This is a genomic window from Kitasatospora sp. RG8 (genome assembly GCF_017813315.1).
In the GTDB taxonomy this organism is placed as follows: domain Bacteria; phylum Actinomycetota; class Actinomycetes; order Streptomycetales; family Streptomycetaceae; genus Kitasatospora.
On record NZ_JAGIYX010000005.1, the window covers coordinates 36,969 to 56,085 of the forward strand.

Sequence of the window (19,117 nt, forward strand, 5' to 3'; positions counted from 1 at the left end):
CCCGTCGCTGCGGCCGCCCTCAGGCGCGGTGCAGGGTGATGGTGGTCCACGCCCCGACGTGGATCCGGTCGCCGTCGTTCAGCGGGATCGCGGTGTGCGGGGTGATCGGTTCGCCGCCGCCGTTCACCGTGGTGCCGTTGGTGGAGTCCTGGTCGACCAGCACCCAGCTGCCGTCGGCCTGTTCGGCCAGCAGCGCGTGCTGGTGCGAGGCGCCCGGGTCCTCCGGCGGGACGGAGAGGTCGATCTCCGGCACGGTGCCGCGGTGCTGGCTGCGCCGGCCGATCCGCAGCTGCCCGCGGCCGGTCAGCGGGATGCGCCGCTCGGGGCAGTACGGCGGGAAGAACAGGCCCGCCGCCTCCGGGCCGCTGCGGGCCATCATGTCGGTGAAGTAGTCGCGGTCGGCGGAGACCACGGCGATCCAGTTGGTGCGGACCGGCTCCAGCTGCTGGGCCGACTGGCCGGGCGGGCCGGGCTGGGGCTGGGCCTGCGGCTGCTGCTGGGCCTGCGGGGGAACCGGCGGGGCCAGGTTGAACGAGGTGCCGAACTCCCCGCCGCGGCCGGTCGGACCGGGCTGGGCGTAGACCGGGCCGGAGTCCTCGCGCGGCGCGGGCTCCGGGTACGCGGGCTCCGGGTAGCCGGGCTCCGGGTACGCGGGGCCGGCGGGGTACCCGGCCTCCTGGTGGGGGGCCTGCCCGTTGGCGGGCGCAGCGGGCGGGTAGCCGTAGCCGGACGGCGCGCCGCCCGCCTGGGCCGGCTGCACCTGCTGGGCGTGCGGCTGGGCGTGCTGCGGCGGCTGCGGGAACGGCTGCTCGGCCGGCTGCGGGCCGCCGTACGCCGCCGGGATGTTGAGCGGGGCGGGCGCGGGGGCGGGTCCGGGCACCGGGGCACCGGCGGCCGGGGGCTGCCGGCGCGAGGGCGTGGAGAGGTCGTAGTCGTACCCGCACTCCTCGCAGAACCGCCCGGTCTGCGGGCTGCGGCAGATCGGGCAGAGCACCAGGCCCTCGGTGAGGTCCGGGAAGCCCTGGCCGGCCGGCGGTGCACCCGGCGGCGGCACGGCGCCCGGCGGGACCGCACCGGGAACCGGCCCGCCGAACGGCGCCCCGCCGTGCACGGGCTGGCCGGGGTGGCCGGGGTGGCCGGGGTGGCCGCCGTGCGGGCCGTGGCCCGGCGCGCCCGGCGTGCCCGGGAGCGTGCCCGGTGGCGGCGGGAGCGGCGGTGGCGGTGTCATCGGGAAGCCGCAGAAGTCGCACCAGTCCTCGGCCTGCGACTCATGCCCCCTCGGGCAGATCGGCATCAGGTCCCCCTCAATTCCAGCCAGCTGGGGCAGCGTCCGGCCGGGCCCCGGCCCGGTCGGAGTTCTTCAGCGGTCACTTCTTCACACGGACGGTCTTGGTCGACCGGGTCTCGAGGGTCATCGAGTCGGCCTCGCTCACGTTCTTACGGAACCGAACCGTACCCTCCTTCGGGTCGACCACGTCCACCACCTTCTGCAGCAGCTTGAACGTGCCGTCGTTGCCGGTCGCGTGTGCGATCCGGACGGCGGCGCCGAGCTTGGCGGTCGCGCGGTCGACGTCCCCGGCCCGGTGCGCCTCCAGGCCCTCCTGGATGGACGAGGCCAGCTCGGCCTGCCCGGTGTAGTGGGCGACCTGCGGGCTGATCCGGGTGGACGAGGCCAGGTCGTCGGTCCAGACCGCCTTGACCAGGCCCTGGGAGAGCACCTCGGGGGTGCTGCCGGTCTGCGGCGGCAGGACGAGGCTGACCCGGGCGGCCAGCATCTCGTTGCCGACGGCGGCGGCGGGGACCTCCACGCAGACGTGGTAGTCGCGGCTCTCGTCGCCCCAGGAGCCGGTGGGGTAGTCGCCGGCCCGCGGGCCGGCCTCGGTGCGGCGGCCGGTGAGGTCCTCGACCGCGGGGGCGACCTGCTTGACGAACTTCACCACCGCGTTGGCGGGCGTCCAGATCCGCAGCGCGACGTCGGCGACCTGCTTGCCCATCGCGCCCTCCATCATGGCGCGGAAGTCGTCGGCGAGGCCGGACGGTTCGGCGACGATGTCGACGGTGCCGAGCAGCGCGGAGGAGATCTTCCGCAGCTCGTCGACCCGCCAGTCGGTGCCGACGCCGCGGCAGTCGGCGGTGAAGTGGCCGGAGGCCCGCTCGATGGCGCGGTCCAGGTCGGCCGCGTTCTCGTGCTCGTTGTTGCCGTCGGTGAGCAGGATGGCGTGCCGGATGGCGATGTCGCGGCGGGTCAGGAAGAGCTTGTCCGCCTTGGCGAGCCAGGTGCCCATGGCGGTGCCGCCGGCCGCGGTGAGGCGGCGCAGCGACTCCTTGGCCTGGGCCCTCGTGGCGTCCGAGGCGACGGCGAGGGTGCCGTCGCCGGGGTAGACGTCCTTGGCCTCGTGGGTGCCGGCGACGACCGCGAAGGCGACGCCGTCGCGGACGGTGTCGATGGCGGCGGCGGTCGCCTCGCGGGCGCCGCGCATCTTGCTGGACGGGTAGTCCATCGAGCCGGAGCAGTCCACCATGATCACCACGGCGGCGGACTGCGCGTCGGCGCCCAGCGGGCCCGCGTCGGACACCCCGAGCGGACGGCCGCCGGAGGTGCCGCCGCCGGTCGCGGTGACGGTGACGATGGCGTTCACCTCGCGGGCGCCGTCGGCGAGGAACTCGTTCTGGAAGATCTCCACGTCGAACCTGGGCAGGTTCGGCTTAGCCAGTGTTGCCATGGGCCGGTGGCTCCCGTCGGGTGGTCGGTTGGTGCGTACGGTCGGTGGGGTGCGGGCGGGCGTCAGCCCACCGGCGGGTGCGGCGGCTGCGGCGGCACGGTCGGCGGCGCGGGCGGGGCCGGGGGCGCGGGCGGCAGCGGTGCGGCGGGCGAGCCGATCACCGGCAGGTCCGGCAGCGTCGGGTCGTGGTCCTCGTCGTCGGCGTCGTCGGCCCCGCCCGGGGTGCCCCCGGCCGGCCGGATCACCGGCAGGTCGAGCGCGGTGGCGGTGCGGGCGTCCTCGTCCGCCGAGGCGTCCGCGCGTGCGGCGCCGCCCAGCCCGGTGGGCGGGTCGATCGGCAGCACGGCGACGGTGATGTTGTCGTGTCCGCCGGCCGCGACCGCGAACCGCACCAGGGTCTGGGCGGCCGCGAGCGGCTCGGCCCGGGCGTCCTGGCGGACGTAGTGGGCGAGGTCGGTGGCGGCCTCGGCGTAGTTCCAGAGGCCGTCGGTGCAGACCAGCAGGACGCCGGGGACGTGCGGGGTGAAGTCCAGGGTGTGCGGGACGACCTCCTCGGCGTCCGCGCCGAGCCAGCCGGTGATGGCGTGGGCGCGCGGGTCGGCGTAGGCCTCGGCCTCGCCCATCAGCCCGGCCTCGACCATCCGGGCGGCCCAGGAGTCGTCCTGGGTGAGCCGGAAGGGCTCGGCGGCGACCCGGTCGTCCGGGATCCAGTACGCCCGGGTGTCGCCGACCCAGCCGATGGTGACCCGGCCGGCGGCGGCGATCGCGCTGACGAAGGTGCAGGCGGGCGCGTTGACGTCGGGCCGGTGCGGCGAGGTGCCGTCCCCGGCGAGGGCGGCGACGGCGGCGGCCGCGTCCGCGACCGCCCGGCGCATCGCCGCGTTGGGCTCCTGGCCGGCCTCCAGCGCGGTCAGCAGCGACTCGGAGGCGGCGTCGACGGCGGTCTCGGAGGCCTGGTCGGGCCGGTCGGAGGAGGAGACCCCGTCGCAGACCACGGCGACCACGACCGGCTCGCCGCCGGGCAGCGAGGAGGCGGCGACGGTGAACGAGTCCTCGTTGCGGTGGTGGCGCACGCCGCGGTCGCTGACGCCGGCGACACCGGCCAGCGACTTCTCCATGTGGTCGCGCGGGCGCGGCTGGGCGCCGCCGCAGGCCTCGCAGTAGCCGTCGGCCGAGACCTGGGGCAGGCCGCAGTGGACGCAGCCGGGCCCGGCCTGGGCGGGGACGACGGGCGTGTCGGGCGCGGCCGGCGGGCGGTCGGCGGACCAGCTGGCGGGCATCGCGCCCGGGGCCGGCCTGCCGTCCCGGCCGGCCCCGCAGGAGCCGCAATAGACGTCCTCCGGGTCCAGCGGCTCGGAACAGCTCTGGCACACGGTCTGCTGCGGCATTGGTCACACCCACGTTCTGGGGCGGGCACGGTTGGCCCGCTCCACCATCTCGATCCTGGTCTCGGCCCGGTCGGCCAACCGGGCGAGTACCCGGTAGGACTGCTCCAGTGCGAATCGCAGTTCCCGTTCGGCCGCCGGTCGTCCCAGCACGGTGGTCCGGCCGGGGTCCTCGGCGCCCGCCGAGCCCGCCGTGACCCAGCCGAGGGCGGCGCTGAGCACCTCGACGGAGAGCTCCTCGCGGCGGCGGTCGTCCAGGCGCAGCGCGGTCAGCTGCTCGGAGCCGGCGCCGAGGTCGGCGCCGAGCGGGTCCGTGGCGGGCCGTTCGCGCAGCCGGGCCCGGACGGCGGCGATCCGGGCGGCGGTGAACTGGCTGGAGGTGGCCGGGACGGACTCCAGCGAGGCGACCGCGCCGGCCCGGTCGCCGTCGGCGAGGCGGACCCGGGCCAGCCCGAAGGCGGCGCTCAGGTAGGCGTGGTCGGTGCTCCACACCAGGCGGTAGAACTCGGCCGCGTCGCCGCCGTCGCCGAGGAGCTCGGCGCAGATGGCCAGGGCCAGCTTCGGGGCGCTCTCGCCGGGGAACGCGTCGTAGACGGCGTCGAAGGCCTCGGCGGCGGCGCGCAGCCCGGCCTCGCGGGGCCGCTCGGCACCCGTCGTCCCCTCGCCGGCCGTTTCGTCACCGGTCGTTCCGTCCCCCGTGGGCCCGTCGGCGTCCGCCTCGTCAGCGGCCGCGGCGCCGACCAGGGCGGTCAGGCCGCGGTACCAGACGACCCGCCAGTCGTCGGGGTGGTTCTTCTCCAGCGAGGCCAGCGCCTCCCCGGCCGTGGCGTGGCGGCCGAGTTCGAGGTGGGCGCGCAGCTCGCGCAGCCGGCGCTCGACGGAGTCGGCGGGCGCCCCGGCCAGCGCGGTGAGGGCCTCCTCCGGGTCGGCGGCGAGCAGGGTGGCGAGGAAGCCGGCGTTCGGGTCGGCCGGGTCGACCCGGGGGACGGGCAGCGCGAGCGCGGCGGCGGCCGGGTCCAGCGCGGTGACCCGCAGCTCCCCGGGCCGTACGGGCGGCTGCACCACCTCGGTGTCGACCACCCGCAGCTCCGGGCCGAACAGGGTGGAGAGCGAGGGCCGCGGCCGGCCGTCCTGGAGCGCGAGGATCTCCCGCAGCACGCCGGTGAGCTGGTCGGCCATCTCCTCGGCGGAGGCGAACCGGCGGGCCGGGTCCGGGTCGGTGGCGCGGACCAGGAAGCGGTAGTACGACTCGTAGGCGGCGAGGACCGGGACGGACTCGGGGCCGGGCAGCGAGTCGCGGTAGGTGGTGCTGTAGCCCTGGAAGTCGAAGGTGAGGACGGCCAGGGTGCGGGCGACGGTGTAGAGGTCGGAGGCGGGGGAGGGGCCGTCGGTGGCGATCTCGGGCGCCTGGTAGCCGATGGTGCCGTAGATCGGGCCGTCGTCGTCGAGGCGGCGGACGGCACCCATGTCGATGATCTTGAGCGCGTCGCCGCTCTGGATCACGTTGTCGATCTTGAAGTCGCAGTAGACCAGGCCCCGGCCGTGCAGGTACCCGAGCGCGGGCAGCGCCTCCAGCGCGTACGCGATCGCCTGCTCCACCGGCAGCGGCTCGCGCCGGCCGTCCGGTGTGCGGCGCTCGTTGGCGATGTCCTTGAGCGACTTGCCGCCGACGTACTCCATCACGATGTAGCCGTCGGTGGCGCCGGTGCGCAGGTCCGGGTGCTCGGCGAAGTTGATGATGCGGACGATGCTGGGGTGGTCCACCTCGGCGAGGAACCGCCGCTCGGCGACGGCCACCGCCAGCGCGTCCTCGTCGCCGGTGTCCAGCAGGCCCTTCAGGACCACCCACTTGTCGTTGACCCGCCGGTCCACCGCCAGGTAGATCCAGCCGAGCCCGCCGTGCGCCAGGCAGCCCACCACCTCGTACTGGCCGCCGACGAGATCCCCGCGGCGCAGCTTGGGCGTGAACGAGTACGGCGTGCCGCACTTGGTGCAGAAGCCGTCCGGACGGCCCGGCTGGCCGTTCTTCTCCCGGCCCACCGGGGCGTCGCACTTGGAGCAGAACCGCTTGCGCTCCGGCACCTCCGGGTTGACCAGCACCGCCTGCGCGGGGTCGGCCGACGGGACGGTCGGCACCGTCACCAGGCCGGCACCGAGCCGGTGGCGGGTGCCCGCGCTGACGCTGCCGCGGCTGCTGCGCACCGACACCGAACGGCCGCTGCCGGTCCGGGTGGAGCGGTGCGAGCGGGAGCGGCCGGACATCGTGCGCGACGAGCCGGTCCGGGTGGAGCGCGCCGAGTCCGGGGAGACCCGGGCGGAGGGGACGTACGGCTGGGTGAGCCCGGTGTCGCCGCCGGGGGCGGCGAGGCCGCACTCGTCGCAGTAGCCGTCGTCGTCGATCGTGCCGGCGCAGTCGCGCGGGCAGGGCGAGCCGGGGCCCGCGGCGCCCGCGGGGGCGGCCGTCCCGGGCGCCGGACCCGTCGCCGGACCCGTCGCCGGCCCCGTCGCGACGGACACCGTGCCCGCCGGTGCGAGCCCGCACTCGGTGCAGTAGCCGTCCGCGTCGATCGTCCCCTCGCCGGTGCAGTCCGGCCGTACGCACGCCTCGCCCATCGTCCTCAGCCCCCCAGTCCCTGTTCCCGTGCCTGTCCGTCGACCGGCTCGCCGCCGGGCCGCCCGCCGGGCGGTTCGGCCGCCGGCCGCAGCGACTGCTGGAAGCGGCCCACGGCCGCGGCCGCCGCCCGCAGGTCGCACGGCGCGCTCCAGAGCAGCCAGCGCGCCTTCTCGTACCGCTCGATCACTTCCGGGTCCTCGGCGACGCGCAGCCGGGCCGCCATCGCCTTGTACGCGTCGAGCCGCCCGCGCAGCTCGGCCCGGACGGCCAGCGGCTGGGTCACCTCGGTCAGTGCCTGCCGGGCCCGGGCCAGCTCCTTGGCGGCCGCGTCCTCCAGCGCGTCCAGCAGCGGCGCCAGTCGGTGCCACTGACCGCCCTGGCGCAACTCCAGCGCCAGCACGATCCGTTCGCGCAGCGCCGAGGCGGGCCCGGGCACCGCGGGCACCTCGGTGGCGGCTATCTTCGCCAGCACCTCGCCGCGCGCCCGGCGGGCCTCGGCCAGGGTGGCGTCCGCCCGTTGCAGCAGGTCGCCGACGCCCTGGAGCCGTTCCTCGGCGTCGTCGCGCAGCCGCAGCAGGTCCTCCAGCTCCACCCGGACGCCGTCCAGCGCCCGCCCGGCCCGGTCGAACCGCTCGGTGTCGACCACCCCGGACGGCGTGGCCAGCGCGGTGCCGTCCGGGCGGGTGCCGCGCTGGGCGGGTACCCGGGCCGGCCGCCAGAGGGCCAGCGGGTCGTTTCGCACCTCGGTCCGCAGCTCCGTCAGGTCGGCCTCCAGCCCGGCCAGGTCGTCCCCGAGCGGGTGGCCGCCGGCGTGCACGCCGAGCGAGCCGGCCAGTGTCCGCACCCGGCTCAGCTCGGCCAGCAGCAGGTCGATCCGGGCCGGCAGCGCGGACCAGACGGCGTCCGCGGCGCTGACCACCTCCAGCACCGTGGCGTACCAGGAGTTCATCCGGGTCATCAGCTCGTCCAGGCTGACCCGCTCGACCAGCTTGGCGGGCGCACCGAGGAGTTGCGGTCCGTCCGGGACGGCGCCGCCGGGCACGGTGACCGCGTCGCCGGTCAGCAGCTCGTTCAGCTCGGCGAGTTCGGCCGAGCCGGGCTTGGCCTTGCGGGCGCGGACCGCGCGGGCCGAGGCCAGCGCCTCCGAGTAGCGGTCGAACAACGCCCAGAGCAGGGGCAGGCCCTGTCCGGCGACGGACCAGCGCTCCCGGGTGCGGCCGGCCAGCTCGGCGCCGTCGAGCAGCCGCAGGCCCGCGTGGTCCTGGAGCGAGAGCAGTGCCGACTCGACCGCGTCGCGTTCGGTGCCGAGGCGCGCCAGCGCGCGGTCCACCTCCTCCCGGCTCAGTGCCGGGCCGGCCGAAGCTGCCAACGCCGTTTCTCCTTCGCTGTCCTGGTCTTCCCCGGCCCGGTCCTCCCCGGCCACGTCCGCGCTGCTGCGGCCCGCGCCGGTCCGGCCCCGGCCGCTGCGGCCTTCGCCCTCTTCCGGCCCGCCCCGACCCTAGCCTGAGGTCCCGTGCCCGGACGGGGTCCGGTCGTCAAAGGACCGTCAAGGCCGGGACGGGGCACCTCACGCGGCTCAACGCCGGTCCGGCCAGTAGTGGTCGGCGTCGTTGAGCATGTACGGCTTGAGCCAGCGGTCGTAGCCCGCCCGCCAGGCGCCGTTGGCGTGGTAGTCGGCGAGCACCTGGTTCACCCGGGCCGTCAGGTCGGTGCTGTTCTTGAGCATCGCGATGCCCATCACGGCGGGCCGGACCTCGCCGTCCACCACCCGGACGGTCTGGTCCTGGGCGGCCTGGCTGGCCGCGAGGCCGTCGTCGGTCATCGTCGCGTCGACCTTGCCGAGCTGCATCAGCACCAGGCAGTCGAGGTGGTTCTCCACCGAGACGATCTTCCCGACCTTGGGGCGGGCCTTCAGCTCGTCCTCGGCCGAGGAGCTCGACGCCGCGCAGACGGTCTTGCCGTCCACCGCCTCGTCGATGGTCTTCGCCGGGGACGCCTTGGGCACCACGACGCGCTGGCTGGTGCTGAAGTACGGCTTGGAGAAGGCGACCTGCTGGAGCCGGTCGCAGGTGATCGTCATGGTCCGGACGATCAGGTCGACCCGGCCCTGCTGGATGAACTCGATCCGGCCCGAGGTGGGCACCGCCTTGAGCACCACCTTGTCCGGGTCGCCCATGATCGCGGTGCCGACGGCCTTGGCGAGGTCGATGTCGAAGCCCTCGATCTGGCCGGTGTTGGGGTTGCGGGAGCCCCAGCGGAAGCTGTTCTGGTCGATGCCGATCACCAGGCTCCGCTTGGCCTTGATGGCCTTCACCGCCGGGCCGTCCTCGCTGCTCGGCGGCACGCTCTGGTAGACGTCGCAGTCGTTGCCGGCCTGCTCCTGCAGCGGCGCCTGCGCCGGCGGGAGCGCCGCGGCGGCCGGCAGCACCGCGCCCTGCGGTCCGCCCGCGCCGAGCACCACCGCGCAGGACGCCAGCAGCGCCACCGCCGTCGCCGCCCGGGCCCGTACCGTTCCCCTGCCCATCGTGTCCGTCCCCCCTCTACCGGTACTCGGCCAGTCGCCGGCCGAGGCCGCGGACCGCCGAGGCGGCTGCGACCAGGGCCAGGACCGCGACCGCCACGGCGGCGGTGCGCAGGTCCCCGTCGGTGCCTTCGGCCGCCTGCTCGAACTGCCTCAGCTCGGCGGCGGCGGCCTGCGCCAGCCGCTGGTCGGCGGCGTTGAACGAGGCGTCGGCCGTCCCGGGCACGTCCGCCTCCTTGACCGTCACCGTGGCGTCCAGCGCGCCCTGGTAGTCGGCCTCGACGTTTTCCAGCCTGCTCGCGGCGAGGTGCCGGTCGCGCCACTGCTGGTACTGCTGCTGCGCGTCGGTGATGGCGGCCCGGGCGTCCGTCGGGGCCAGCCGCAGGGCGTCCGGCAGGGTGCCGGCCGGCCCGCCCCTGCCGTCCGTGGCGGCCAGGTGCTCGGTGGTCTTCGTCCAGAGCTCCGCGTACTTGGTGGAGGAGCCGCGGGCGACGAAGTGCAGGTTCTCCGCCAGCCGGGCGGTCAGCACGTCGACCCGGGCGGCGTTCAGCGCCCGCAGCGGGGCGGCGCCCTGGCGCTCGCTGTCGCGCAGGGCGGAGTTCGCGCCCGTCCCGGCGACCGTCAGCCAGAGCACCGCGGACAGCACGGCCGCGGTGGCGCCGAGCAGGCCGAGGTTGAACACCCGGTTGGTCCGCCGGAACAGCACCGCCTGCACCCAGACCAGCGTCGCCAGCGCCAGCAGGCCCAGCCCGTACGCGGCCCACGGCACCGACCGGGCCGCGGCGTAGTCGTCCGCCAGCTCCTGGTTCTCGGCCGCGCTCAGCTGTGCGGCGGCCGGCAGCAGCACGGTGCGCATCTGGTCGGAGGCGTACCGCAGGTAGGCGCCGCCGAGCGGGAAGCCCTGCCGGTTGTCGGCCCGGGCGCTCTCCACCAGGCCGGCGTAGACCGGCACCTGCTGGTTGAGGGTGGCGAGCCAACCCTGGGCGGGGGAGGAGGCGGTGGTCCGCGCCGCCGCCTCGGCGATCAGCCGGGAGGCCGTGGCGAGGTCCTGCTCGTAGCGCTCCCGGACGGCCTTCGGCTCGGCGCCCGCCAGCAGGAAGCCGGTGGCCGCGGTGGTGTCCGCGTCGGCCAGCGAACGGTGGATGTCGGCGGCGGCCTGGCTCAGCGGCTGGCTGTACGAGACGACCCGCTCCGCGGCCTGCGCCCGGGAGTTGACCTGCCACGCGGTGAGCGCGCCGAAGGCGAGCGTGACCACCGCCAGCAGCGCCCCGGCCAGCCGCAGCCGGCCCGGTGCCGTCCGGGTGGCCCGTCCGATCCTGGCCACCGGGCCGCGGCCCCCGGTTGCGGCGGTTCCCCCCGGCCGCACCGGCACCACTGCGCCCGGTCCCTCCGTACCTACTGGTGTCGCCACCCGCCTCACCCTCCCCTGTGGCCCGGCCCGTCGTCCGGGCCCGGCCGTTGCCAGCAGTATGGCCGTCGCTCCCCGCGGCCACACCCGACTTGCGCCGATCTTGAGCATCTCCGGGTGCCGTCCGCGGGCACCGCCCCCGGGCACCGGTTCCGAGCACCGTCATCGATCACGGTTGGGGCCAGTCGCCCCGGGCGCGGGGCGGGTGGCGATCGGGTCGACGCGGGATGCACCCTATGCGGTTCCCCGGACACCCGGAGGGCAGGGGTCCGGTTCTGTGCGTGCTCGGCGGCCGGACGGGCGCCCGTCCGTACCATGGCGGTATGCGCCTGATGGGAACGATCTCCGCCGACCGCCCGCTCGTCGTCGTCGCCGTCCGGGAGGAGGCCGCCCACCTCGGCGACCGGCTGCCGGTGCTGCTCACCGGAATAGGGAAGGTCAACGCCGCCGCCGCGCTGGCGACCGTCCTGGCCCGGGGCGAGCACCCCTCCGAGGTGCTCAACCTCGGCACGGCGGGCGCCCTGCGGCCCGGCTGGGAGGGCACCCACACCGTGACCCAGGTGATCCAGCACGACATGGACAGCCCCGCCCTGTTCGAGCTGACCGGCCGCACCTACGGCGCCCCGCTGGTGGTCGGCAAGGGCGAGGGGCCGATCCTGGCCACCGGTGACCTCTTCGTCTCCTCCGCCGAGGCCCGCGAGCGGCTGGCCGAGCACGCCGACCTGGTCGACATGGAGGGCTACGCGCTCGCCTCCGTGGCCCACCGGGCCGGGCTGCCCGTCCGGCTGGTGAAGCACGTCAGCGACGAGGCCGGTGACGGCGCCTCGCACACCTGGCGCGAGTCGGTCGACGACTGCGCCCGTCACCTCGCCGAGTGGCTGCACGGCCAGGGCTGGTGACGGTCGATCAGTAGCGGTGCGTGGCTAGGGTGGCGGGCGTGACCGAGAACGCCGCGCGCAAGCGCTCCGACGTCCGCCCGCCCGGCCTCAACGCCGACGAGCCGACCACCCTGCTGACCTTCCTCGACTACCTGCGCGAGGCCGTCATCGGCAAGACCGACGGCCTCTGCGACGAGGACGCCCGCCGCCCGGGCGTCGCCTCCGGCACCAGCCTGCTCTGGCTGGTCCGGCACCTCACCGCGGTCGAACTCAACTGGTTCCTCTGGGCCTACCGCGGCGAGGACGTCGAGCCCTGGGACGACGACGCGCCCTCGCCCGGCGACGAGACGGTGGCCGGGTCGGTCGCCGCCTACCGGGAGGCGGTCGCCCGGGCCAACGAGGTGATCACGGCCGCCGCGGGCGACCTGGACCGCCCGGGCGTGCGCTCGCTGCGGCCCGGCGCCGAGGCGCCGTCGATGCGCTGGCTGCTGGTCCACATGATCGAGGAGACCGGCCGGCACGCCGGCCATGCCGACATCATCCGCGAGCAGCTGGACGGCGCGGTCGGGCGGTAGCCGGCCGGCCGGCGAAGGAGAGGGGCGTCCCCGGGCGGGCCCGACGCCCGCCCGAGGACGCCCGGTCGGGAAGCCCCGGGCGGGGTCCGGCCGGCCCCGCCCCGGCCCGACCGGACCCCGGCCGTGCGGCACGGTGGTCGGTCGGTCCCGCGGGGGCGAGGCCGTTGCCGGTGGTGCGGGGTCAGCTCCGCTTGGACATGAAGTCCAGCATGCCCGCGGCCTGGTCGTCCAGGTACGGCCCGGCCATCCAGGTGGTCTTCCAGACGCCGTTGTTCTCCTCGCAGTCGCAGGCGGCGTTGTCACTGACCAGGGCGGGCTTGCCGTCGCGCAGGGCGAGCCAGCCGCCGCCGCTCGAACCCGGGGTCATGGTGCAGCCGATGGCGATCAGCGGCGGGCGGGCCGGGTCCCAGGAGACCCGGGTGGCCGTGGATCCGACGCAGCGGTTCAGCTCCTGGCCGTCGAACGGCGCCGCGGAGGGGTAGCCGTAGCTGGTGGGGACCAGCTGCTCGCGGGGCGCGTTGAACCAGACGGGCACGGAACCGCCGACGGTCTCCTCGAGGGACTTGCCGTTGTCGGCGGGTGCCACCTTCACGATGGCGTAGTCGTAGTGGCTGCCCACGCCGCTGAGGTGCGACTTGAACGCCTTCCACTGCGGGGTGGTGAGGACCTCGGTCATCGGGAACTCGCCGAGCGGCTCGGCCTGCTCCTTGGTGGGCGTCTTCTTCCCGCTCGCCGCACCCGTGCTGTTGTAGCCCGGGATGAACGTGATCTCCTTGGCGTAGGCGCCGTCGCTGGTCACGCAGTGGCCCGCGGTCCACACCAGGTTGCTCTTGCCCGGGTGCGCCGGGTCGGAGACCACGGTGGCCGAGCACGAGCCCCCCGTGCCGTCGGGGTGGACGGAGAACAGCCGCCCTTCGAACATGTACTTGCTGTACGGGTGCGGGAGGGCCTCCGCCTTGATCACCTGGGGCGCGGGGTCGTTGCCGTTGTCGTTCGCGGCCTTGGTGGCGGGGGCCTTCGTCGCCGGTGCCTGGGTGGCCGGTGCCTGGGTGGCCGGTGCCTGGCTCGCGGGGGCCTTGGTGGCGGGGGCCTGGGTCGGCGCCTGCGAAGCCGGGGCCTGCGAGGCCGGTGCCTGGGTCGCCGGGGCCTTGGTGGCGGGGGCCTGGGTCGGCGCCTGGGAGGCCGGGGCCTTGCTGGCGGTGGGGGCCTGCGAGGCCGGGGCCTGGGTCGCCGGGGCCTGCGAGGCCGGGCCCGGGTCGGGGAGGTTCGCCTTGCCCGGGGTCGCCGGCTTGGCGGCCAGGAGCTTCTCGATCGTCCAGAAGCCCTTGGCGGCGGCAGGGATGGCGTCCTGCTTCGCCCACTTCTCCCAGTCCTCGGACTTCCACTTCTTCAGGTCGTCCAGGTTGGCCGGCAGCCCCAGGAGGGACGCCCCGGCCGAGGCGGCGGCAGCGGCGTCCCCGGCTTCGGGGCTGTTGTCCGGGCCGCAGGCCGAGGTGGCGAGCAGCGCGAGGACGGCGGTGGCGGAGGCCAGGACGGTCCCGGCGGTGCGGCCCGTCCCGCGGTTGGTCCGGCGGGAACGGTCTATCGATGACATGTGTTCTCAATCCCCCTGTGAACAAAAATGCATGGCGTCGTCTCAGTGACACCGATGTTGCGGGTGGGATCATCCCACTAGCCGTCAACAACGGGAGCAGCCGGGTCCGGGCCTTGCACGCGACGTACACGTCGTTCCGCCCCCGCACGGGCGTCGTGCGGGGGCGGTACACAGTCGGCGTCGGTCGCTCCGCTACTCCCGGAACGCCGACAGGTCGAGCGCGTCCAGCCGCTCCTGGTCGGTCAGCACGTCGATCGCCGCGATGGTGCCGTCCACCACGGTGAACGCCATGATCGAGACCGGCCTGCCGTCGGCACCGATCACCACGACCCCGGCGGCGCCGTTGATGAGCGCGGGGCGGGCGTACGGCGCGAGCGAGCTGAACATGACCGCCTGGCCCGCCACCGTCGTGGCGCCGGTGAGCACGACGCCCCGGGTGGTCCCGCCGGCGTAGCCGTCCGCACGGAGCACCACCTCGGGGTCGAGCACGGCGAGCAACGCCTCCAGGTCGCCGGTGCGGGTCGCGGCGAAGAACGCGTCGACGGCCACCCGCTGCCGGGCGAGGTCCCGGTCGGGGGCCGGCGCCTGGCCCTGCACCTTGCGGCGGGCCCGGCTGGCCAGCTGGCGGGTGGCGGCCGCGGTCTTCTCGATCAGCGGCGCGATCTCCTCGAACGGCACCGCGAACAGGTCGTGCAGGACGAACGCCACCCGCTCGGCCGGCGACAGCGACTCCATCACCACCATCAGCGCCAGCCCGACCGAGTCGGCCAGCAGCACCTCCTGCTCCGGGTCGACCACGCCCTCGCGGGCGAGCAGCGGGTCCGGGATGCGGGACTCCAGCGAGTCCTCGCGCCGCTGCGCGCGTGAGCGCAGCAGGTTCAGGCAGACCCGGCTGACCACGGTGGTCAGCCAGCCCCCGAGGTTCTCCACGTCGCCCGTGTCGGTGCGGTCGTACCGCAGCCAGGCCTCCTGGACGGCGTCCTCGGCCTCGCTGATCGAGCCGAGCATCCGGTACGCCACCGCGCGCAGATGCGGCCGGTGCTCCTCGAACCGCCCGGTCCGGTCATCGGCCCGGGGACCGCCCGAGAGATCGGGCGGCAAGACTTTCTCGTCCACCGTGTCACATTCCTTCGTCGCCGCGGGTCATGGCTGCAGAACCACCGAGTTGCAGAACCACGAAACCTAACGGCTGTGGCCGGGAGATCAACTCCCGGCCGGGACGAACCGGAGACGATCATGACGAACGCTCCCATCCTGGTGACCGGCGGGACCGGAACCCTCGGCGGCCACGTCCTCCCGCTGCTGCGCGCCGCCGGGCGGGACGTGCGGGTGCTCACCCGCACCGCGCGCCCGGCCGGGGACGGCGTCGCGTACGTGACCGGCGACCTGCTCAAGGACGAGGGGATCGACGAGGCGCTGGACGGCGTCACGACCGTGCTGCACCTCGCCGGCGGCGCCAAGGGCGACGACGTCGCCACCCGGAACCTCGTACGCGCCGCCCGGCGGGTCGGGGTGGAGCACCTCGTCTACATCTCGGTCATCGGGGCGGACCGGCTGCCGATCGGCTACTTCCGGGCCAAGCTGGGCGCCGAACAGGCCGTCGCCGACTCGGGCGTGCCCTACACCACGCTGCGCGCCGCCCAGTTCCACGACCTGGCGCTGAAGGTGGCGGCGGGCATGGCCAGGCTGCCCGTCGTCCCGGCCCCGGGCGGGATCCGCTGGCAGCCGGTCGACGCGCGGGAGGTGGCGGCCCGGCTGGTGGAGCTGGCGCTCGACGCCCCGGCCGGCCACGTCCCCGACCTGGCCGGGCCGAAGGTCTACCCGATGGGCGAGCTGGTCCGCGGCTACCTGAAGGCGCGCGGCAAGAGCCGGCCGATGCTGCCGGTCCGCGTGCCCGGCAAGGTCGGCCGCGCCTACCGGGCCGGCGACAACCTGACCCTCGCGGGCGCCGAGACGGGCCAGCGGACCTGGGAGGCCTTCCTGGCCGAGCGGGCGGCCTGAACGCGAGGCCCGAACGCGAGGCCTGAACGCGCTGCCCGGGCCGGTGGCTTCAGCGACCGGTGCGGACGGCCGGGGCGTCGAGGTGTGTCGGTGGCCGGATCTAGGGTGGCCGGCATGACGCACTCGCTGCTCGCCGCCGTCCGGCAGAACGCCGCCGCCGCCGACTACCTGTACTGGCCGGGGGACTTCGACCCCGACCGCACCGAGCACGTGGAGGCGGTCGTCCTCGCCTCGGGGGAGCCGCTGGAGCCGATCGCCGGGGACGGCTCGGGCGGTACGTACTTCCTCTGCGGGGAGGGCGGCGACGAGCGGCCCGTCCTCTACGCCGACTCCGAGGGCGGCGCCGCGCTGGTGGCGATCGGCCTGCCGGAGCTGGTCCGGCTACTGCTGGCCGTCCCGTGGTGGCGGGACTGCCGGGGCTTCACGGCCGAGGAGAGCGCCGAGGCGGCGGAGGGCTACCTGGAGGACGAGCCCGGCCTGCTCGACGAACGGGACGCGGCCGCCGCCGCCCTCGGGATCGAACTCCCCACCGAGGAGGAGGCCCTGGCCCGGCTCCGGGAGGTGGCCACCGGGCCGGGGCCCGGCCGCGACATCGTGCTGCTCAACGCGGAGGAGGGCACCGCCTACGCCGCGCTGTTCGGCTGACCCGCCCGGTCCACCGGACGGCCGGGCCGGCCGCTCACGCCACGCCGACCGGCTGCGCCGCCGCCACCACGGCCTCGGTGGTGACCACCTTGGCGAACCGCATCGCGTGCAGCACCGTGCTGGTGGCGCGGGCGAGTTCGGCGGCGGGGACGGTGACGCCGTCGGGGCCGGTCATGTCGAAGGCGTGCATCGCGTCGGCCGGGAAGACCGCGTCGTACCCGAGGTTGCCGGCCATCCGCGCGGTGGTCTCGTTGCAGACGTTGGTGATGATCCCGACGATCACCACCTGCTTGGCGCCCCGCTGCTGGAGCCAGTCGTGCAGGTCGGGCGTGCCGTAGAAGGCGCTGTTGACCTGCTTGGTGATGTGCAGGGCCGGCTCGACCTTCGCCACGAAGTCCTTGAGCTCGTACCCCGGGGTGCCCGGCACGAGCGGGCCGGCCGTGGAGGCGTGCTGCACCGTCACGATCGGCCGCCCGGTGCTCTCCCAGACGTCGATCAGCTCGCCGATCCGCTGCTCGGCCAGGGGGTTGTCGCGCTCGCCCCAGAAGGCGTGGTCCTCGAAGCCCTTCTGGACGTCGATGACGACCAGGACGGCGTCGGAGTCGATGGTCAGGGGGGCGTCGAATGCGCTGGTGTTCGTCATGCGTTCATCGTGCCGGGGCCCGGGCACCCTGCGTGATGGGCGCCGGCGCCACCCATCGATAGTTTTCTGCCATGCGGATTGTGGGTTGCCTGATCTTCGACGGTGTCCGGGCGTTCGACTACGCGGTGATCGGGGAGGTGTGGTCGAACCGGCTCACCCGGTCCGGACTTCCCGGCTTCGAGCTGCGGGTCTGCGGTGCGGAGGGGACGCGGGTGCGGCTCGGCGGCGGGCTGGAGCGGGTGCCGGACTTCGGGCTCGACGCGCTGCTGGAGTGCGACCTGATCATCGTGCCGGGGATGGAGATGAACGAGCCGCGCGACCCGGCCGTGCCGGCCGCGCTGCGCGCCGCCCATGAGCATGGCGTGACCATCGCCTCGCTCTGCGCGGGCGCGTTCGTCCTCGCCGAGGCCGGTCTGCTGGACGGCCGCACCGCCACCACGCACTGGGCTCTCGCCGACGAACTGGCCCGCCGCTTCCCGGAGGTGGACGTCCGCCCGGAGGTCCTGTTCACCGGCGAGGGGGACCTCTGGACGTCCGCCGGGGTGGCGGCGGGCATCGACCTCTGCCTGCACCTGGTCCGTGCCGCCCACGGCCAGCAGGCCGCCGCCACCATCGCCCGCGCCATGGTCACCGCGCCCTTCCGGACCGGCGGCCAGGCGCAGTTCATCCCGTCCCCGGTCCCGGACGACGCCGTGGACGACCCGCTGGCGGGCGCCCGCGCCGGGATCCTGGCCTCGCTGGACACCCCGTGGACGGTCCGCCGGATGGCCGGGCTCGCGCTGATGTCGGAACGCTCCTTCGCCCGCCGTTTCGTGGAGGCGACCGGTACGACGCCGCTGCGCTGGCTGCTGGAGCAGCGTGTGCTGGCGGCCCAACGCCTGTTGGAGGAGACGGAACTGCCGGTGGACACCGTCGCCGTCCGCTGCGGCTTCGGCTCGGCGGTGTCGCTGCGGCCCGCCTTCGTCTCCCGGGTGGGAGTGTCTCCGCGTGAGTACCGGCGCACCTTCCGGGGGCGGGCGGCGGGTTAGCGGACCGCCCCGCCCGGCGGACCGGCCTGCCCCAGGCGCGGGGCCAGGCCGTCCAGCAGGTTGGCCAGGCCGAACTCGAAGAGGGCGTCCAGGTCCATGTCGTAGCCGTCCGCCACCTCCGCCAGCAGCCGGCTGAACACGGGGAACCGGCCCGAGTCGGCGAGCGCGCCCAGGGCGGGGAGCTGTCCGTCCATCCACTGCTCCTCGTCGACGCCGGTGGCGGCCCGGGCCTGGGCCTCGCGCTCCAGGTTGACGGCGATGCCCTCGGTGTAGCTGTACAGCAGCACGTGGGCGTGCAGCACGTCCGGCGTGGAGAGGCCGTGGCCGTCCAGCGCGGAGAGCGCCCATTCGGCGTGCGTCATCAGGTTGGGCAGCAGCAGCGGCCGGGTGACCGGGCTGAGCTGGGCCAGCCAGGGGTGGCGGCGGAACACCGACCAGAGCGTCCGGGCGCCGAGCTCCAGCCGGGCGCGCCAGCCGGCGGGCGGCTCGTCGGGGTAGGCGCAGTCGCCGAAGGCCGCGTCGGCCGTCAGCAGGACCAGTTCCTCCTTGCTGGTGACGTAGCGGTAGGGGGACATCGCGGAGACCCCGAGCCGGGCCGCCACGGCGCGCATCGAGAGCGCGGCCAGCCCCTCGGCATCGGCCAGTTCCAGGGCCGCCCGGACGATCCGCTCCTGGCTCAACTCGCCGTCGGCGGCGACGGGTCGGGCCGGTCGGGTCGGCCGGGTGGAAGCCGGGGCAGGAGCCGGAGCCGTGACCCGGGGGGCGCTTGCGGCGGGGGTGCTTGTGGTGAGGGTGCTTGCGGCCGGGGCTGCGCCCGCCACGACGGTGCCGACCCGCGGGAGTGCCTCCACCAGGCCCTCCAGGCGCAGCACGGTGAGCGCCTTGGTGGCGGTGGCCAGGGCGACGCCCCAGTCCCGGGCGATCCGCCGGGTCGAGGGCACGCGCTCGCCGGGGGCCAGCTCCCCGGTGGTGATCCGCCGTCGCAGCTCGGCGGCGATGCGCTGGAAGGGCGGGTCTGTCTCCGGTGCCATGCTGCCGAACTCCTCGGAAGATATTTTTCGCCGCCGTCTGCCCTGTACTAGCTCAGACCCTACCAGCGCGG

The 19,117-nt window shown here is 75.2% G+C and carries 16 protein-coding genes; 5 read left to right on the forward strand and 11 right to left on the reverse strand.

The genetic code is table 11. The features are described 5' to 3' along the window. Window positions 1-19 precede the first annotated feature (19 nt). From J5Y04_RS10050 to J5Y04_RS10080, 7 genes are all read right to left on the reverse strand, one after another. Complete coding sequence (locus tag J5Y04_RS10050) at window positions 20-1,294, reverse strand: FHA domain-containing protein (protein WP_209411613.1); 1,275 nt, start codon at window positions 1,292-1,294, stop codon at window positions 20-22. Between the two features lie 73 nt (window positions 1,295-1,367). Then, the gene (locus J5Y04_RS10055; protein WP_209411614.1) at window positions 1,368-2,723 is read right to left on the reverse strand and encodes a VWA domain-containing protein; all 1,356 of its coding nucleotides are present in this window, start codon (window positions 2,721-2,723) and stop codon (window positions 1,368-1,370) included. A 62-nt stretch (window positions 2,724-2,785) separates the two neighbouring features. Further along, on the reverse strand, window positions 2,786-4,111 hold the full coding sequence (locus J5Y04_RS10060) for a serine/threonine-protein phosphatase (RefSeq protein ID WP_307853033.1): 1,326 nt from the start codon (window positions 4,109-4,111) through the stop codon (window positions 2,786-2,788). 3 nt (window positions 4,112-4,114) lie between these two features. Continuing rightward, the gene (locus J5Y04_RS10065) at window positions 4,115-6,721 is read right to left on the reverse strand and encodes a serine/threonine-protein kinase (protein ID WP_209411615.1); all 2,607 of its coding nucleotides are present in this window, start codon (window positions 6,719-6,721) and stop codon (window positions 4,115-4,117) included. Between the two features lie 5 nt (window positions 6,722-6,726). Then, a complete protein-coding gene (locus tag J5Y04_RS10070) occupies window positions 6,727-8,091 on the reverse strand; it encodes a hypothetical protein (RefSeq protein ID WP_245204578.1) in 1,365 nt (454 codons plus the stop codon). Between the two features lie 207 nt (window positions 8,092-8,298). Then, complete coding sequence (locus J5Y04_RS10075) at window positions 8,299-9,246, reverse strand: glutamate ABC transporter substrate-binding protein (RefSeq protein WP_209411616.1); 948 nt, start codon at window positions 9,244-9,246, stop codon at window positions 8,299-8,301. 16 nt (window positions 9,247-9,262) lie between these two features. Then, window positions 9,263-10,567 (reverse strand): hypothetical protein, encoded by a 1,305-nt coding sequence (locus tag J5Y04_RS10080; protein ID WP_209411617.1) that lies wholly within the window; start codon window positions 10,565-10,567, stop codon window positions 9,263-9,265. Window positions 10,568-10,974: 407 nt separating this feature from the next. On the opposite strand from J5Y04_RS10080, the gene J5Y04_RS10085 reads away from it, so the two are divergent. Both J5Y04_RS10085 and J5Y04_RS10090 read left to right on the forward strand, forming a co-directional pair. Beyond that, window positions 10,975-11,550: a nucleosidase gene (locus J5Y04_RS10085; protein WP_209411618.1), complete on the forward strand. Its 576-nt coding sequence runs from the start codon at window positions 10,975-10,977 to the stop codon at window positions 11,548-11,550. A 38-nt stretch (window positions 11,551-11,588) separates the two neighbouring features. Further along, window positions 11,589-12,104: a DinB family protein gene (locus J5Y04_RS10090; RefSeq protein WP_307853034.1), complete on the forward strand. Its 516-nt coding sequence runs from the start codon at window positions 11,589-11,591 to the stop codon at window positions 12,102-12,104. Window positions 12,105-12,285: 181 nt separating this feature from the next. Here the strand turns inward: J5Y04_RS10090 and J5Y04_RS10095 are convergent, their stop codons facing one another. Together J5Y04_RS10095 and J5Y04_RS10100 are read right to left on the reverse strand one after the other, a co-directional pair. After that, entirely contained in the window at window positions 12,286-13,698 is a 1,413-nt protein-coding gene (locus J5Y04_RS10095; protein ID WP_209411619.1) for a hypothetical protein, read from the reverse strand. Between the two features lie 192 nt (window positions 13,699-13,890). After that, window positions 13,891-14,799 carry a sigma-70 family RNA polymerase sigma factor gene (locus tag J5Y04_RS10100; protein ID WP_245204608.1) on the reverse strand — a complete coding sequence of 303 codons (909 nt, stop codon included), beginning with the start codon at window positions 14,797-14,799 and terminating at the stop codon, window positions 13,891-13,893. 135 nt (window positions 14,800-14,934) lie between these two features. Here J5Y04_RS10100 and J5Y04_RS10105 point away from each other — a divergent pair, with 135 nt between their 5' ends. Together J5Y04_RS10105 and J5Y04_RS10110 are read left to right on the forward strand one after the other, a co-directional pair. Next, on the forward strand, window positions 14,935-15,699 hold the full coding sequence (locus J5Y04_RS10105) for an SDR family oxidoreductase (RefSeq protein ID WP_209411620.1): 765 nt from the start codon (window positions 14,935-14,937) through the stop codon (window positions 15,697-15,699). A 114-nt stretch (window positions 15,700-15,813) separates the two neighbouring features. Beyond that, window positions 15,814-16,344: a hypothetical protein gene (locus J5Y04_RS10110; protein ID WP_209411621.1), complete on the forward strand. Its 531-nt coding sequence runs from the start codon at window positions 15,814-15,816 to the stop codon at window positions 16,342-16,344. Between the two features lie 34 nt (window positions 16,345-16,378). On the opposite strand, the gene J5Y04_RS10115 is transcribed toward J5Y04_RS10110, so the two are convergent. Beyond that, window positions 16,379-16,987, reverse strand: a complete 609-nt coding sequence (locus tag J5Y04_RS10115) for a cysteine hydrolase family protein (protein WP_245204579.1) — start codon at window positions 16,985-16,987, stop codon at window positions 16,379-16,381. 71 nt (window positions 16,988-17,058) lie between these two features. On the opposite strand from J5Y04_RS10115, the gene J5Y04_RS10120 reads away from it, so the two are divergent. After that, window positions 17,059-18,015 (forward strand): GlxA family transcriptional regulator, encoded by a 957-nt coding sequence (locus J5Y04_RS10120; protein ID WP_209411622.1) that lies wholly within the window; start codon window positions 17,059-17,061, stop codon window positions 18,013-18,015. Here J5Y04_RS10120 and J5Y04_RS10125 read toward each other — a convergent pair. Beyond that, entirely contained in the window at window positions 18,012-19,046 is a 1,035-nt protein-coding gene (locus J5Y04_RS10125) for a TetR/AcrR family transcriptional regulator C-terminal domain-containing protein (protein ID WP_209411623.1), read from the reverse strand. The two genes, J5Y04_RS10120 and J5Y04_RS10125, sit on opposite strands and share 4 nt — an antisense overlap. Window positions 19,047-19,117: the final 71 nt, after the last annotated feature.